Source organism: Picosynechococcus sp. PCC 7117 (assembly GCF_001693275.1).
In the GTDB taxonomy this organism is placed as follows: domain Bacteria; phylum Cyanobacteriota; class Cyanobacteriia; order Cyanobacteriales; family MRBY01; genus MRBY01.
This window is the reverse complement of the sequence record NZ_CP016477.1, coordinates 1,188,901-1,204,969: the sequence shown is the minus strand read 5'-3', so window position 1 is coordinate 1,204,969 and position 16,069 is coordinate 1,188,901. Positions and strand designations below refer to the sequence as shown.

At 51.9% G+C, this 16,069-nt stretch carries 14 protein-coding genes; 7 read left to right on the top strand and 7 right to left on the bottom strand.

Annotated elements, in window-relative coordinates:
* Window positions 1-72 precede the first annotated feature (72 nt).
* Both glmS and AWQ22_RS16540 read left to right on the top strand, forming a co-directional pair.
* The gene (gene glmS / locus AWQ22_RS05865) at window positions 73-1,944 is read left to right on the top strand and encodes a glutamine--fructose-6-phosphate transaminase (isomerizing) (RefSeq protein WP_065710470.1); all 1,872 of its coding nucleotides are present in this window, start codon (window positions 73-75) and stop codon (window positions 1,942-1,944) included.
* Between the two features lie 136 nt (window positions 1,945-2,080).
* Window positions 2,081-2,790, top strand: a protein-coding gene (locus tag AWQ22_RS16540) for an IS1 family transposase (RefSeq protein ID WP_397428282.1) whose coding sequence is annotated in 2 segments (ribosomal slippage) — window positions 2,081-2,366 and window positions 2,366-2,790 — 711 coding nt in all. Because the reading frame shifts where the segments join, the coding sequence is not laid out codon by codon here.
* 24 nt (window positions 2,791-2,814) lie between these two features.
* Here the strand turns inward: AWQ22_RS16540 and AWQ22_RS05855 are convergent.
* Window positions 2,815-3,105, bottom strand: a complete 291-nt coding sequence (locus AWQ22_RS05855; RefSeq protein WP_012306772.1) for a YiaA/YiaB family inner membrane protein — start codon at window positions 3,103-3,105, stop codon at window positions 2,815-2,817.
* Window positions 3,106-3,242: 137 nt separating this feature from the next.
* Between AWQ22_RS05855 and AWQ22_RS05850 the strand changes: the two genes are divergently transcribed.
* Window positions 3,243-4,265, top strand: a complete 1,023-nt coding sequence (locus AWQ22_RS05850; RefSeq protein WP_084448964.1) for a hypothetical protein — start codon at window positions 3,243-3,245, stop codon at window positions 4,263-4,265.
* 75 nt (window positions 4,266-4,340) lie between these two features.
* On the top strand, window positions 4,341-5,309 hold the full coding sequence (gshB, locus tag AWQ22_RS05845) for a glutathione synthase (RefSeq protein WP_065711650.1): 969 nt from the start codon (window positions 4,341-4,343) through the stop codon (window positions 5,307-5,309).
* Window positions 5,310-5,313: 4 nt separating this feature from the next.
* Here gshB and aroB read toward each other — a convergent pair whose 3' ends face one another.
* Window positions 5,314-6,411 carry a 3-dehydroquinate synthase gene (gene aroB / locus AWQ22_RS05840; protein WP_065710469.1) on the bottom strand — a complete coding sequence of 366 codons (1,098 nt, stop codon included), beginning with the start codon at window positions 6,409-6,411 and terminating at the stop codon, window positions 5,314-5,316.
* A 102-nt stretch (window positions 6,412-6,513) separates the two neighbouring features.
* A complete protein-coding gene (locus AWQ22_RS05835; RefSeq protein ID WP_065710468.1) occupies window positions 6,514-7,083 on the bottom strand; it encodes a DUF4333 domain-containing protein in 570 nt (189 codons plus the stop codon).
* Between the two features lie 301 nt (window positions 7,084-7,384).
* Between AWQ22_RS05835 and AWQ22_RS05830 the strand changes: the two genes are divergently transcribed.
* Window positions 7,385-8,569, top strand: a complete 1,185-nt coding sequence (locus AWQ22_RS05830) for an MFS transporter (RefSeq protein WP_065710467.1) — start codon at window positions 7,385-7,387, stop codon at window positions 8,567-8,569.
* On the opposite strand, the gene AWQ22_RS05825 is transcribed toward AWQ22_RS05830, so the two are convergent.
* From AWQ22_RS05825 to AWQ22_RS05815, 3 genes are all read right to left on the bottom strand, one after another.
* Entirely contained in the window at window positions 8,570-9,043 is a 474-nt protein-coding gene (locus AWQ22_RS05825) for an NAD(P)H-quinone oxidoreductase subunit N (RefSeq protein WP_065710466.1), read from the bottom strand. It abuts the gene before it with no gap.
* Window positions 9,044-9,180: 137 nt separating this feature from the next.
* The gene (locus AWQ22_RS05820) at window positions 9,181-10,722 is read right to left on the bottom strand and encodes a sodium:solute symporter (protein ID WP_065710465.1); all 1,542 of its coding nucleotides are present in this window, start codon (window positions 10,720-10,722) and stop codon (window positions 9,181-9,183) included.
* Between the two features lie 113 nt (window positions 10,723-10,835).
* Entirely contained in the window at window positions 10,836-11,735 is a 900-nt protein-coding gene (locus AWQ22_RS05815; RefSeq protein WP_065710464.1) for a bile acid:sodium symporter family protein, read from the bottom strand.
* A gap of 187 nt (window positions 11,736-11,922) precedes the next feature.
* On the opposite strand from AWQ22_RS05815, the gene fni reads away from it, so the two are divergent.
* Window positions 11,923-12,951 carry a type 2 isopentenyl-diphosphate Delta-isomerase gene (gene fni, locus AWQ22_RS05810; RefSeq protein ID WP_065710463.1) on the top strand — a complete coding sequence of 343 codons (1,029 nt, stop codon included), beginning with the start codon at window positions 11,923-11,925 and terminating at the stop codon, window positions 12,949-12,951.
* Between the two features lie 37 nt (window positions 12,952-12,988).
* Window positions 12,989-14,773, top strand: coding sequence for a signal peptide peptidase SppA (gene sppA / locus AWQ22_RS05805; protein WP_065710462.1), 1,785 nt, complete (start codon window positions 12,989-12,991; stop codon window positions 14,771-14,773).
* On the opposite strand, the gene argJ is transcribed toward sppA, so the two are convergent.
* Window positions 14,770-16,014, bottom strand: coding sequence for a bifunctional ornithine acetyltransferase/N-acetylglutamate synthase (gene argJ / locus AWQ22_RS05800; protein ID WP_065710461.1), 1,245 nt, complete (start codon window positions 16,012-16,014; stop codon window positions 14,770-14,772). The genes sppA and argJ overlap by 4 nt on opposite strands.
* Window positions 16,015-16,069: the final 55 nt, after the last annotated feature.

The following is a 16,069-nucleotide window of genomic DNA, read 5'->3' as shown; positions in this document are numbered from 1 at the left end:
AAAAACAAAAATTCAAGGTTAAAGACTATAGGATAGTAACGGCTCATTTTTCGTGTAGGGAGACCTGATTTTATGTGTGGCATTGTGGGATATTTAGGCACGCAAGCGGCAACAGATATTCTGGTCTCAGGCTTAGAACGGCTAGAGTACCGGGGCTATGATTCGGCGGGCATTGCGACGATCTGGCAAGAAAAACTCCACTCGGTACGGGCCAAGGGCAAACTATATCGTCTCCGGGAAAAATTAGAAGGGACCAGTACTCCCGCCACCATTGGCATTGGTCACACCCGCTGGGCAACCCATGGGAAACCAGAGGAACACAATGCCCATCCCCATTTGGACATGGCGCAACGGGTGGCCGTGGTTCAAAATGGCATCGTGGAAAATTACCGGGAGTTGCGGGAAGAACTCCAGGGCAAAGGCTATACTTTCCTGTCGGAAACAGATACGGAAGTCATCCCCCATCTGATTGCGGATGTGCTCCAAACGACGAAATCTGAACCGGAACCCCTCCTCGCTGCGGTACAAAAGGCTGTGCAACGGTTGGAAGGAGCCTTTGCGATCGCCGTTATTTGTGTGGACTATCCCGATGAATTGATCGTTGCCCGGCAGCAAGCGCCCTTGACCCTGGGGTTTGGCCAGGGAGAATTTTTCTGTGCCTCGGATATTACGGCATTAATTCCCCACACCCGGGCAGTTCTAACCCTCGAAAACGGTGAAATGGCCCGGATGACGCCCCTGGGCATGGAAATTTATAATTTTGCGGGCGATCGCCTCAAAAAAGCCCCCCGCACCCTCGACTGGAACCCCGGTCAAGTGGAAAAACAAGGCTTCCGGCACTATATGCTCAAGGAAATCTATGAGCAGCCGGCGGTGGTGCGCACCAACCTCGAAGTCTATCTCAATCCAGAAGCAGCCCAGCCGATCAACCTCGGTATTAATGACCCCACATTTCTCGACAACATCGACCATATCCAAATCGTGGCCTGCGGTACCAGTTGGCACGCCAGCCTCGTGGGGAAATATTTACTCGAACAACTCGCCGGCATTCCCACCTTTGTGCACTATGCCTCGGAGTTTCGCTATTCTCCTTCACCGATCATGCCCAATACCCTGACCATTGGCGTGACCCAGTCCGGTGAAACCGCCGATACGATCGCCGCCCTAGAAATGGAAAAAGAGCGTCGCCTCCACCACAACGATCACCTCAAGGCTCGACTTTTAGGCATTACCAATCGTTCGGAAAGCACGATCACCCACATCGTTGACCAAGTGCTCTATACCCATGCCGGCATTGAAATCGGTGTTGCGGCCACCAAAACCTTTACGGCGCAACTGATGAGCTTTTATTGCCTGGCCCTGGAGTTGGCGGCCCGGCGTCAAACCCTCGCCCCTGAAAAACTCCAGCACATTGTCACCGGATTACAGCAGATTCCGACCCAAATTGAGTCAATCCTGGCGGATCAAGAAAAGAGCATCGAAGAATTGGCCCACAATTTCACTGATACCCAGGACTTCATCTTTATTGGTCGGGGGATTAACTTTCCCATTGCCCTAGAAGGTGCCCTCAAACTCAAGGAAATCAGCTACATCCACGCCGAGGGTTATCCTGCCGGGGAAATGAAACATGGCCCCATTGCCCTCCTGGATGCGAAGGTGCCCGTGGTGGCGATCGCCATGCCAGGGGACATTTACGAAAAGGTGATTTCCAATGCCCAGGAAGCAAAGGCACGGGATGCCCTTTTGATCGGCGTGACAGCCCTGGATGATACGGAAGCGACCCAAACCTTTGATGAAGTGTTACCAGTAGCGGCGGTGGACGAAATTTTGTCACCCCTATTGGCGGTGATTCCTCTCCAGCTCCTTTCCTATCACATCGCCGCACGACGGGGCTTAGATGTGGATCAACCGCGTAACCTCGCCAAATCTGTCACGGTGGAATAAAGGAAAAAATAAAGGCGATCGCCCCATATCTCCAGTCCGGGGAGAACATTATTGCTCTCCCCAATTTTTTGGGGGTGGTACTAAAAGGGTAATGACGGTTTTGTTAAGGTAGAACGGAAGTCATTGACTCCGACCCATGCCTCAATGTCCCAGCTGTCAATCCCAACATACAGTCAAAAATGGGCACATCCACAACGGTAAACAGCGCTTTCTCTGCAAGCAATGCGGTCGTCAATTCGTGGAACATCCCACCAATAAACTCATTGATGCTGAAACCCGCGCTCTGATTGACCGTCTGCTTTTCGAACGTATTTCGATGGCCGGCATCGCCAGAGCTGTTCAAGTTTCTGAACAATGGCTGCAAAATTACGTCAATATGAAAGCAGCACAAGTACCAAGAAGGGCCAAGGTTGTCCCCAAAAAAAGGGGTCTTTAAAGGTGCAGTGTGACGAACTCTGGTCTTTTGTTGACCACAAAGGCAATAAACAGTGGGTCTGGCTGGCCCTTGACGTTCAAACCCGGGAAATTATTGGTCTGCACGTTGGTTGCCGTGGTCGAGAGAGTGCAAAAGCACTGTGGGCGTCATTGCCTGGGGTATATCGGCAATGTGGAGTCTTCTACACGGATGAGTGGGAAGCCTACCGTGGCGTATTCCCTTCAAAGCGTCATCGGGTGGTTAGCAAACAGAGTGGTAAAACCAGTTATATTGAGCGCTTTAATTGTACTGTGAGGCAAAGGATGTCACGGTTTGTGAGACGCAGTCTAGCCTTCTCCAAGTGTGTATTTAATCACATTGGACTATTGTGGAATTTCATCCATCACTACAATTCCTCATTACCCCTTTAGTACTACCTTTTTGGGAACCAAGACCTATTTATTAAACGGATCATATTCTGCCAATAGTTTTTCGAGTTTAGCCTCGTCAACCCGATTGAAGATTCGTTTTGATTCTTCTAAGTCCCTAGTCGTCTTCGCCAGGCTAATGGTAGAGCTAATCGAAAACACAAACCCCATGCCCAGGTAGCTTTTCATCCAACCGTTGAGGGGCAACAGATAAATGCCGATCCCCATGGCACTGAGGGACAGAATAAACGCTAACCAGGTTTGAAAAATCCAAGCGTTGGTGTGGGTGGCTGGGGCATCAAATTTAGGAGTGGCCATGATCTGGAACCTCAATGGTGATTTGTATTTGGTTACTTTTATTGTCGGGAAAGATTTTCTGTAGCCGCAATGAGCAAACCCAAGCCCGTAGAAGTAAGGTGAAGTAGGATGAAGTAATTAGACTTCCAGAGAAAGCCATGATTACCCTCCAGGAGCTTGAGCACTGGTTCCCTACTACCCAAAAACAGGCCTTGCTGACCCAGCTAAAGCAGGTGGTGGGCCTCACGCGGGTGCGGGCTGAATATTTTTTGCGTCTTTGGATCTATCTCCTGGTGAAGGCGAAACTAACGCACGAGCCTCAGCTACAGCCCCCCTTAACGGAACTGCAAACCCAATTTGGGGCGATTATTTGTACCCACCGGGAGGCAGCAGAATTGTTTTATGGCGATCAGGAAAAAGGCGGCGATCGCGCCGCAGGTATGATGCTAGATAAGCTGGCGGCCTTGGGGTTGATTCGCAAATATTTCGACGGCAACACCACCTGCATTGAAATTTTGCCGTTACCGCAACAGGTTTTGAGTGCTGAAACCGACGAGGTTGTTTCCCTAACCTTGGGGGAGTTTAATCCCCGTTGTGATGCGATTCCCGTAGCGAATTTGCTCGCGGTAAATTACAACTGGATGAACAAAAATAACGATGCCGTGCCCCACCGGATTGCCAGACTGTTGCGCCAGTGGGGACAACAATATCCCAGGGGAATGCGGGTGTTAAGGCGTGTGGATAATCAAAATCCGGTGGGCTTTTATCTGCTCTATCCGACCGCCCCCCGCTCCGATGTGAATTTTTTTCGGCCTGCAAAAAAGGCATTGCACCTCAGTACGATGGCCGCCGTCGATCCATTTACCCTGGCCACTGTGGGTGACGAAACCTGTGTATCGGTATTCATTCGCAGTTGGGTGATTGATCCAACATATTTAACGGCTTATCGACTGACCTTTCTGGTGGATGCCCAGCAAACCTTACGGAAAATGCAAGGGGATTTTCCCAATCTGTGTGATCTGCATACTCTAATCATCCATCCGAGCTATGCTCAATTAGCCACAACCCTGGGTTTTCAGCCGACTCAACAAGGGGATTTAGGCTCTATCCACTGGATGTACCAAGCCCTGGATCGGTTTTTAGTTTTGGATATTGCCACGGCGATCGCCTCCCTTGGGTAAAACTAATCTTTTGCCTTTTCAATTGGCGATTGATTATGATCAGTGGGTTCCATTGTGTTTAGGAAGCAACCCCCTGTGAAACTGGCTTTTATCCTCGATCCCATTGCCAACCTTGACCCCTGCCATGATACGACGGTGGCTTTTATGGAAGCAGCCCAACTCCTCGGCCATGAGGTTTGGATTACGACCATGGAGCAGTTGAGTGTGGTTGACCACCAGGCCTGGGCAACGCTGCAGGCAGTGCAATTAGAGCCAGTGCGTTTGGAAAATGGTCTCTGGGTTGCTGAGGAACATTGGTTTCGCCTCGGAGAACGGAAATTGTTGCCCCTCACGGAGATGAATGCGGTCTTTATGCGCACCGATCCGCCTGTGACTTCGGCCTATCTCTATGCCACCTACATTTTGGATTTGCTCATCCCCACCAAAACCCTGGTGTTGAATAATCCCCAGGGGATCCGCGCCGCCAACGAAAAACTCTATGCCCTCCGGTTTCCCACGGTAATTCCCGCCAGCATTATCACTACAGAAAAGGCAGTGGCACGACAATTTATCGAAGCCAAAGGAAAAGCTGTTTTAAAGCCCCTCGGTGGGAAAGCAGGGGAAGGGATTTTGTTAATCGAAAAAGGCGATCGCAATTTCAATTCCCTCGTGGAAATCAGCACCAAACAGGGTAAAGAGCCGGTGATGGTGCAGGAATTTTTGCCCGCTGCCCAGGCAGGCGATAAGCGTCTGATCGTCCTAGATGGAGACCCGATTGGGGCCGTAAACCGGATTCCGACGGGGGACGATTTCCGGGGGAATATGGCCGTTGGTGGTCGCATCGCCCAGGTGGATATTACGGAGCGCGACCGAGAAATTGCCGCAACCTTAGCCCCCCAACTCAGGGCCGATGGGTTATATTTTGTCGGCCTCGATATTATTGGTGGCTATGTGACGGAGGTGAATGTCACCAGTCCCACAGGTGTCCGGGAAGCCGATCGCCTCGATGGGGTCTCCATCGGTAAACAGGTGATCGAATGGGTGGCAGAGCAGACATCCCCCTAAATTTCTAGCAGAGGGCGGGTGCTAAAACGTCGGTGATCAGGTCGGCGCTGACTTGATCGGTGATTAAGACCTCCCCAATTTTGGTCGGGAGGACAAACCGGACTTTCCCCGACTTCACCTTTTTATCGCTCTGGAGGGTCTCCAGAATCGCTTCAATTGCTAAATGATTGGGGCATTCGGTGGGAAGACCTGCTTTTTTAATCAAGGCATCTTGGCGTTGGGTCTCAGCCGTCGTCCAGAGGTTCATCCGGGTGGCGATCGCCCCTGCCAGAGCCATCCCAATGGCAACCCCTTCCCCGTGGACAAAGGTTTCGTAGTGGGTCAAACTTTCGACGGCATGACCGAGGGTGTGGCCGTAGTTCAAGATCGCCCGCAAGCCCGATTCCCGCTCATCTTGGCTGACGACTTCCGCCTTCGCCCGGCAAGAACGCTCCAGAATCAGATCCAGCAAATCGGGGTCAATGGTTTCGTAGCTATCAATCTGCTCAGCGGCTTCGAGTTTCGTAAAGAGATCGGCGTCCCAAATCACACCGTATTTAATCACTTCCGCCATGCCCGCCCGGAATTCTCGCACCGGCAAAGTCTTAAGTACCATCGGGTCGATGAGGACAAATTTCGGCTGGTAGAATGCCCCGATTAAATTCTTGCCTTGGGGATGATTCACCCCTGTTTTACCGCCGACGGACGCATCGACCATTGCAAGCAGAGTCGTGGGCACCTGCACAAAGTTAATGCCCCGGAGCCAGGTGGCCGCCGCAAACCCAGTCATATCACCAATCACACCACCCCCAAGGGCGAGCAGCGTCGAGGAGCGTTCAAGGCGATTTTTAAAGGCTGTGTCGTAAATTTTTTCGATGGAGGCCAGATTTTTAGACTGTTCTCCAGCAGGGATTAGGTGGGTATCAACGCTAAAGCCAGCGGCCTGGAGAGAATTCACCACCGTTTCGCCATAGTGACCGTAAATTTCCGGGTTGGAGATGATTAAGACCTTCTGACCCAAGTCGAGGGGACGGAGAAAAGTCCCGATTTGTTGGAGGCTTCCTTTGGCGATCGCAATATCGTAGCTATTTTCTCCCAGTTCTACCCGCGTTGTTGCGTCCATAATGCTTTGAGGTGCTTGCTGTTAAAAAACTCAATGGTTAAGTGGATATTTTACAAGGTGGCGATCGCCTTTTGGGGCACTCTGGGAATCCCGAAGCCTAATTTATTGCAGTCGCCACACCACATTGCCCGCATCATCCTCAGCGGTTACTGCCACAGAAGCCGAATTACCAGAATTATCTGTGGCCGTGCAGTTAAAACTTTCACCGGTGAGCAAGATCCGATAGGGAGCACCACAATCGATGGTTGCCTCGATGTTTAACTGTTCAGCAATGCCCTGGGCGATTTGTGTTTCTAAAGTTTCACTGGAGATTAATCCCCGAAGATTTGCGAGGCCCTCATCGGCACTCCAGTTAACATTGCCCTCGTCATCATTTTGGGTGACTTGAATGGCGAGGGTTTGGCCTCCTTCCAAAGCGGCCTCACAGCTAAACACATTTCCCGCTTCGATGGCTTGATCTTCAGGGCAAGTCACTGCTGTCGTCGCCAATCCCGTTTGGGTGGTAAGTCCCTGGGAGATTTCTGTTTCGAGTTTTTCAGCATCGAGGGTTCTGTTCCCGAAACCAAAGGATAAGCCTTCGACGGAAAAAGAACAGCCAGCGAGGGTCAGCACCGTGAGGGGAGCAACGGCCCGTAGCATCGGTTGTAAAAAAGAATTTGTGAAACGAACCATGATCAATCAGTTAAAAAATCGACAATAAAGAAGGGCGAATCTTAAAGCAACCTCAAATAAACTGCCTTTTTTGGGGCGGTCTCAACCGATCGAAAAACGTTTGCTTAGGGTAAGATTTGAATTTTTTGAGGTCTTTTGCAGCACCTTGAAATATTTGTCATTGTAGTGACGATTTATGCTTGACAGTCGTTGCTTATTGTTTCTTAATCGCCAGTGGATACAAGGGCTGGGCGATTCAGGCGAGCAATGAAAATCAGCGTTTCGCAACACCCGGTAAAACCAGTGGTGTATTTGACAAAACATGGCGTATTTAATACCAGCAGAACTAACCGCTAAAAATTTAACAACCCTCTGGCTGCTTAAGGGCCTTGAATCTGCCTGGTTTCCCATTCCGGTAATTGTGCTGTTTTACGAATCCCAGGGATTGTCCATTGCCCAGGCGATCGCCCTCAAGGCTATTTTGTCGGCGGCGATCTTTGTGGGGGAAATTCCTTCGGGTTATTTTGCCGATCAATTTGGCCGCAAAAATAGTTTGGTACTGGGGGCGAGTTTGTGGTTGGTGGGTTGGCTGATTTATTGTACCCAGGTCAGTTTTAGTTGGTTTGCCTGGGCCGAAATTTTAGCAGGGCTTGGTGGCAGTTTAATCTCTGGGGCCGATAGTGCGATCGCCTACGATAGTTTGCTTTCCCTCGGTCGCACCGAAAAATATGCCGCCTGGGAAGGAAAAGGGGTAGCAATCATGGGCATCACAGAAGCGATCTGTGGTCTCGGTGGTGCTTGGGTCGCCCAGTGGGATCTACGCTATCCATTTTATTTACAAACCCTCTGCATTGGCGCTTATCTAGCCTTGGCATTGACACTCCGGGAACCGCCCCAACAGCACTCTGAGAAAACACCGGGCTGGCGTACTTTGTTGCCGCAGATTCGGGCAATTTTTCAGGAAAGGCCATCGCTCCGGTGGCTCCTGCTCTTTTCGGCGTCCTTGAGTTGTGGTTCTTTTTTGGTGGTGTGGGTTTCCCAAGAATATCTCGTAGAACGGGGTCTGGATGTGACCCAACTGGGCTGGGCTTGGCTATTGTTTCACGGGGCAATGGCCCTTATTTCTTGGCGTATTCACACCCTCGTCCGTTGGTTTTCCTATCGACGCTTATTTGCGCTGTTGCCGGGATGTATGGCGATCGCCTACATTGCGATGGGCCTGATTGAAAACCTCTGGGGGATTCTATTAATTGTCGTTATTTATCTTGTGCGGGGCTGCAACACACCGTTGGTCTTGAGCTATCTCAATGAACGAATTCCCTCGAACCTACGGGCGACCCTGATTTCCCTGAATAGCTTTGCGTTTCGGTTGCTGTTTATCGGGCTGGCGGCGATCGCCAATGGCGCAACGTGGCTGTGGGGGCTTAACGGCAGCTTAATGGTCGTCGGCATCGTGGTGGGCGTAACTGCTTTGTACGGTTACTTAAAATTACGCCCAGCTTTATAACTAAACCAAGAGGTCAGCCAGGGGCTTAAAGGAAAATTGGCGATCGCCACCCATTTCCACAACCACTTTAATCTGAGGATTTTCCTGAGCCAGGCTCACAAGGTATTCCTGTTCCTGGCGAGAAAGCACAAACCCTTCAATGATCCAGAGAATAATCCCTTTGCTCTTTTGGGGGAGATTTTCCAATTGGTAGCTCGCAATTCCCGGCACATAATACCGGAGACCCACCGCCGCGCCACTGCCAGCAATATCTTTTTTACCCAGGTGGGGGGGGCGAATCCCGTGGTATTGCGTTAAATAGGCCGCCACATCTCCCAAACCCCGCGCCGTCAAATTGACCACTGAATAACCAGAGCAACGTAAACGGCGCACATAGCGGCCTTCAAAACCACCCTCAAGGGGAGCATAGACTGCAACTGCGCCAGACTTTTCTACGGTGCGAATGAAGCTTTTGCCGGTGGTCAGAAGTGCCATGGTTTTACGATCTTGAGATGGATTGAACTTGCCAAAAAATTATATCGGATTCCCCTGGCACCTGTCGTTAAACTTTTGGGCGGATCCGTGTTGCAACGTGCCATTTGAACCTACTCTCGGCCTATCGATACAAATGCCTAATAATCCTCATAGCGAGAAACATCTTCCTCTAGGCCCGGTCTTCCTAGGGGTTTAGTCCCTTGGGTTTGGCTCCAGAGGGTGAGCCCCTGTAGCGATCGCCGGGGCGGAATTTGACCCAGCAGGGAGATCCCATAGCCCAGCAAAATCCCCAGGGGAGCCGTGATCGCCGATCGCCAAATACCAGGGAAGGTCAGCCACCCCGCATTCGAGCCAATAATCACCAAAATGACTGCGGCCACCGTCCCATAAAAAGCGCCCGTACCGTTGACCCGAGGACACAAAACCCCCATCAAGAAAATACCGAGCAATGGCCCCAGGAACATGGTGGTATAGCTCACCAGAAATTCCAGTAAATCTTTCCCCGTTGAGGCCACATAAAATGCCGCCCCAATGCCCACTAGGCCCCAAATCACGATCAGGATCTGTGCAATGCGTAGAGATTGTTTTTCGCTGGCTTTAGGTTGACGGTAGCGGTCATAGAAATCGACAGTAATGCAAGTCGCGAGGGAATGGAGGGCCGAGTCAATGGAAGACATCGCTGCTGCAAAAATGGCCGCTACCAAAAAGCCAGAAGCCCCTGGGGGTACTTGATTGATAATGAAGTGGGACAAAATACCGTCGGCGGGCACTTCGGCGGGTAAACCCCCATTAATGCTGTAAAACCCAAATAGCAGCACCCCTAGTAAAAGCGTCGCCGCTACTCCCACAAGACCGGAAAACCAACCGAGTAAAATCGCTTTGCGGGCTGAAGTTTCGTCGGCGCAGGAAACATAACGCTGTACAGATTGCTGATTGGTGCCAGCTACGGCAAAGGCAAGAATCCCGTAGGCAAAGAGAGCTGTCGGTAAAGACCGGATGGAGCCTGGATCCCAGGAAAAATTAAAAACTGCAAGCTTATCATTGGCCGCTGCCACTTGCCATAGCTCCCCAAAGCCGCCAGGAACCCCATTCACGGCAGTCCAGATCCCTGCACCAATCCCGACAAAAATCATTGCAAACTGCAACACATCTGTCCAAACGACGGCGGTAATGCCCCCAGCGACGGTGTAGGCAATTGAGACGAGTCCCACCAAGAGAATGGCGATGCCTGTGGGCATCCCTGTCACCGTGGCAACCACGAGGGAAGCAGCATAGAGCAATCCCCCTAGCCGGGCAATGACAAACAGCAAGAAGCAGAGGGAGCCGAGGGAACGGGTTTTGGCATCGAAGCGTTTTTCGAGGTACTCGTAGGCGGTAGTGAGGTTCAGCCGTACAAAAAAGGGGAGGAGCAGGGCGATCACGAGGCCATAACCAAGGAGATCGCCCAGTTGGAGTTGGAGGTATAGAAAGCCATTGGTATAGCCTTCCCCTGGCCCCCCCAAGAGTGAGGCAGCAGAAAAGGAGGTGGCGATGATCGAAAAGGCGATCGCCCACCAGGGGATTTGCCGGGCGCCCCGAAAATACTCGTCCGTGTTGGTTTGTTTGCGGCTGGCGATGACGCCGATGGCAATGACAATCAAGCCATAGATCGCCACAATCGCCCAGTCAATTACACCCATTGTTGTTACACCTCACAATTCGTTAGTCAGCCCCATGACGAAGGAGCCAAGCAGACTTGAACCATTGTATTGATTGGTTGCCTTGGCTCTATGTTCTTGTAACAAAATATTTTTTAGGGACGAGAATCCTTCTCCGTTGGCCTTGGCGACCGGGTTTGGGAATGAATAAACCAACCAAAGGCCGCACTGGTAATAAACATTAGCAAAGAATAAATCGCGGCCGGGATCGCCATTGTTGGCGCATTTAAAAGGGTCGGTGTACTGGCAATGGCGATCGCCAAGGTGCCGTTTTGAATCCCCACTTCTACACTAATGGACTTCGCACTGGGGCCATCCAGCTTCGTGCCGAGGGCGATCGCATAACCCAGAAACATCATAATCACATTGAGCGCCAACATTACCCAGCCCACCTGGAGGAAGAAACTCACCACATTGGCCCGCTCTGCCAACAGCAAACCCGCAATGACCAAACCCAAGAAAAAGAGCGATAACCATTTCACATAGCCCTCGACCGTGGCCGCAAATTTCGGGGCGTAACGATGGAGCGTCATGCCAATCCCAATGGGAATCAGGGTAATCACCGCAATTTGGATCACCGTTTTGAGGAATGGCAATTGGAGGGTGGCGCTGGCCCCCAGAAAATATTGCATTGCCCCATTAATCACCAGGGGAATGGTAAAAACTGTGATCAAGCTGCTGACCGCCGTGAGGGTAATCGAAAGGGCCACATTCCCCCGCACGAGATAGGTAATTAGATTAGACGTTGATCCCCCAGGACAGGCCGCTAGTACCATTACCCCCACAGCCAATTCCGGGGTGAGGGGAAACAAATTTGCGAGGCCAAAGCCCACCAAGGGCAGCAGTAACAATTGGGCGATCGCCCCGACAATCACCCCCCTAGGTTCAACCAAGACCCGTTTAAAATCCGTAGGGGTCAAGCCCAGACCCATGCCCAGCATAATCACGAAAAGAGCCAGGGGAAGTAGCACCGCAGTCAGAAAATTGGCATTCATCAGGAATAATCGTTGGTCTCTGGCGAAGAAATACGCGAAAGTTTAGGCTGATTTTACCTTTGTTTTTGGATATAAATGAGCCGGACACAACCGCCCTGGAGGCTTGAAATATTGCAATCCATTGACGAATGCCGAGAACCCAGAGGGGATTCTGTACAATTTTGGGAGCTTAAACCTTGCCTAACCCATGACTGACAGCACCCAAGTTCGCAAAGCCGACCATATCCGCATCTGTCTCGAAGAAGATGTCCAATTTCGCCACAATCGCGCCGGTTTTGAACGGTACCGTTTTGAGCACTGCTGTCTGCCTGAATTGGACTGCGCCGACATTGACTTGAGTACCTCCTTTTTAGGGAAAAGCCTCGGTGCACCGATTCTGATTTCTTCGATGACCGGCGGCACAGCCCAGGCCCAACAGATTAACTTTCGCTTGGCAGAAGTTGCCCAAACCCATCGCCTCGCCATGGGAGTCGGTTCCCAACGGGTCGCCCTCGAAAAACCAGAGGTGGCGGCTACTTTTGCAGTTCGTCAAAAAGCCCCAGATGCTCTCCTGTTTGCAAATATCGGGGCAGTGCAGCTCAATTATGGGTATGGCGTAGAGGAATGCCGCAGAATTGTTGATTTGCTCGAAGCTGATGCGCTAATTCTCCATCTCAACCCCCTCCAGGAATGTATCCAACCCCAGGGGGACACGAATTTTAAGGGGCTATTGGACAAAATTGAACAGGTCTGTCACCAACTGCCCGTACCTGTGATCGCCAAAGAAGTAGGCAATGGGATCTCCGTCAAAATGGTGCAACGCCTCCGGGACGTGGGGGTGCAGGTGATTGATGTGGCTGGGGCGGGCGGCACTTCCTGGGCCAAGGTAGAAGCGGCGCGATCGCCAAACCAACTCTTGCGCAATCTAGGGCAAACTTTTGGTGATTGGGGGATTCCCACGGCGGACTGTCTCGCGGCGATCGCCCATTACGATCCTGAAATTCCCCTCATTGCTTCTGGGGGCCTGCGGAACGGTTTAGATGGGGCCAAGGCGATCGCCCTGGGAGCTGACCTCGTGGGCTATGCCCAACCCTTTCTCAAGGCGGCGAGTGAATCCCCAGAGGCTTTGGCCGAGTGGGTCGAACTGCTGCTACTGGAATTGCGGACAGTATTGTTTTGTACGGGCAATGCTAATTTTCAGCAACTGCAACGGGCGAATTGCCTGCACAAGTTCTAAGGTAAAAACTAAGACCTCTCTCCCGAATGCCTCAACCATGAAAGATTTTTTTAAACAGGTTTTTAGCAGTTGCCTCGGTACCCTGATTGCCCTCAGCCTTTTATCGACCCTCTCTTTATCGGCGTTTATTGCCCTGATTGCCCTCTTCTCTGCCCAAGAAGGCGGCGGCAGGCCCAAGGAAAACAGTATTTTGATCTTCAATATGGGCACGATCATCCAAGACCGAGATCCCTCTAGTTCCATTGGGAATGTCATTGCCGGGGATTTTCCCGAAACCCTTAGTTTGCGGGATGTCACTGAAAGTATCCGCGCCGCCGCCGAGGATGACAAAATTACGGGTCTATTCCTCGATGGTCGCCAAAATAGCTTGAATGGTTATGCCACACTGCGGGAAGTGCGCCAAGCTCTCCAGGACTTTAAAGCCGCAGGGAAGAAAATCTACGCCTACGATGTGGAAATGACGGAGCGGGAATATTACCTGAGTTCCTTGGCTGATGAAATTTGGCTCAATCCTCTGGGGGTTGTGGAAATGAACGGTTTAGGTAGTGAGCAGCTTTTCTTTAAGGGAGCCTTGGATCAATATGGGATTGGGGTGCAGGTGGTGCGGGTTGGTGATTATAAAAGTGCGGTAGAACCCTTTACCCAAGAAGAATTCAGTCCAGAAAATCGCCAACAAACCGAGGCCCTGCTCAGTGATCTCTGGACAGATTTTAAAGATACGGTGGCTGGCGATCGCCCCTTTGCCACAACCCTGCCCCAGAGCCTGGCCGACACCCAGGGGATTCTTTTGCCAGAGGTGGCCCAACAGGAGCAATTGGTGACGCGTCTGGCTTATTTTGATGAAATTCTGGCGGAACTCAAAACCTTTACGGGCACAGAACTGGATGAAGATTTACCCCAGATAGATCTAGCTGATTACAGCCTGGAACAGGATTTAGCCCAGATCGGAGTCACCTCAGAAAATACCGTGGCGGTGGTCTATGCCGAGGGTAATATCGTCGGTGGGGAAGGGACGCCGGACACCATTGGCGGGGATTCCCTCTCGCGACAACTGCGGGAGTTGCGTCAGGATCCTGAGGTCAAAGCCGTTGTGCTGCGGATTAATAGTCCTGGGGGGAGTGCGATCGCCTCAGAAATTATCCTGCGGGAACTAAAACTGATCCGTGAAGCGGACAAGCCCGTGATTGTCTCCATGGGGGATCTGGCGGCTTCTGGGGGCTATTGGATTGCCACCGAAAGCGATCGCATTTTTGCCCAGCCCAATACCATTACCGGTTCGATTGGGGTGTTTGGCATTTTGCCCAATATCCAAACCATTGGTAATAATAATGGCCTCACCTGGGATAGCGTCCAAACGGGGGAACTGGCGAATTTAGGCACGGCGTCTCGCCCGAAAACCGAAGCGGAAATGGCGATTTTTCAAAATTTTGTCAATGATATTTACGGCAAATTTTTAGACCGGGTCAGTGCGGCGCGGGGTCTTACGGAAGCTGAGGTGCGCCAAATTGCCCAGGGACGGGTCTGGTCTGGGGAAGATGCCCAGGTGATTCGGCTCGTGGATGAATTGGGGGGGCTATCGGCGGCGATCGCCTATGCCGTGGATACCGCAGAATTAGGGGAAGATTTTACCGTTAAGGAATATCCCCGACCCCAAACCTGGGAAGAAGAAATTTTTAGTAATCTATTTGGGGCTCAGATCGAAGCGAGCGATCCCCTTTCCCAAGAATGGCTCCGGCTCCAGGCCAGCATCAAACTGTGGCGATCGCTTAATGATCCCAAGCAGGTCTATGCCCTCATGCCCTGGCAACCCCAGATCGATTAGGTCGTATATTCGGCGTTAATGCGCACATAGTCATAGCTGAGGTCACAGCCCCAGGCCGTACCTTTACCAGAACCATTGCCCACGCAAACAGCAATCAACACCGTATCGTCTGTGAGATAGGCCCCGGCAGCACGATCCACGAGGTATTGACTGGCTGCTGCCCGATCAAAAGAAAGAGGTTGCCCCTGGTCCATGAGCTGAAAATCCCCCAGGGAAATTTGCAGATCTTCCTGGTTAAAGGTCACCCCGGCCCGACCAGCGGCGGCGGCAATGCGGCCCCAGTTGGGATCTCGCCCAAAAATCGCTGATTTCACCAAGGATGATCCGGCAATGGTGCGAGCAATTTTCCGGGCCGCTTGATCATCTACGGTGCCAGACACTTGAATTTCCATTAAACAGGTGGCCCCTTCCCCATCTCTGGCGATGCACTTGGCGAGATACTGGCATACTTCCGTGAGCATGGCTTCTAGTTGTTGGGCACTTTTGGACTGGGGATCGGTGATCGCCGTGGTGCGGGACTGACCATTGGCCAGGGCAATAACGCAATCGTTGGTGCTGGTGTCGCCATCGACGGTGATTTGATTAAAACTTTTGGCCACGGCCCGGCTCAACATCCCTTGCCACAGTGGTGTCGAAACCGCCGCATCACAGGTGATAAAGCCCAGCATTGTTGCCATGTCGGGGTGGATCATCCCGGAGCCTTTACAAATGCCGCCGATCCGCACAGGCCGCCCTTCAATTTCTGTTTCTAGGGCGATCGCCTTTGGCACAAGATCCGTGGTCATAATCGCCTGGGCTGCTGCATCGCCTCCCTCTGGGGAAAGGGCAAATACCACCTGGGGGATTCCCGTTTCTAGGGCAGCCATCTTGATCCGTTGACCGATCACCCCTGTGGAGGCCAGCAAAATACTTCCTGGGGGGACATTGAGGGCTTTGCCTAACCACTGGGCCGACTGGATCGCATCTTGCCAACCGGCTTCACCCGTGGCGGCATTGGCTTGCCCGGAGTTACACAAAATCGCCCGACTGCTGGGTTTTTCCTGGAGGCGTTGACGGCAATAATCGACACAGGCGGCGCGCACTTCTGACTGGGTAAACACCCCGGCGGTAATCGCTTCGGTGTCAGAAACAATCAGCGCCAGGTCTGGTGCCCCCGAAGGTTTGAGTCCGGCGGTGATCCCTGCGGCCCGGAAGCCCTTGGGAGCCGTCACACTGCCAGAAATTTTGTGCCAATTTGCCATGGTTTTCGTCAACGCTAGATGGGTTGCAAGCCATTATACAGGGGGCCTCCGGGAT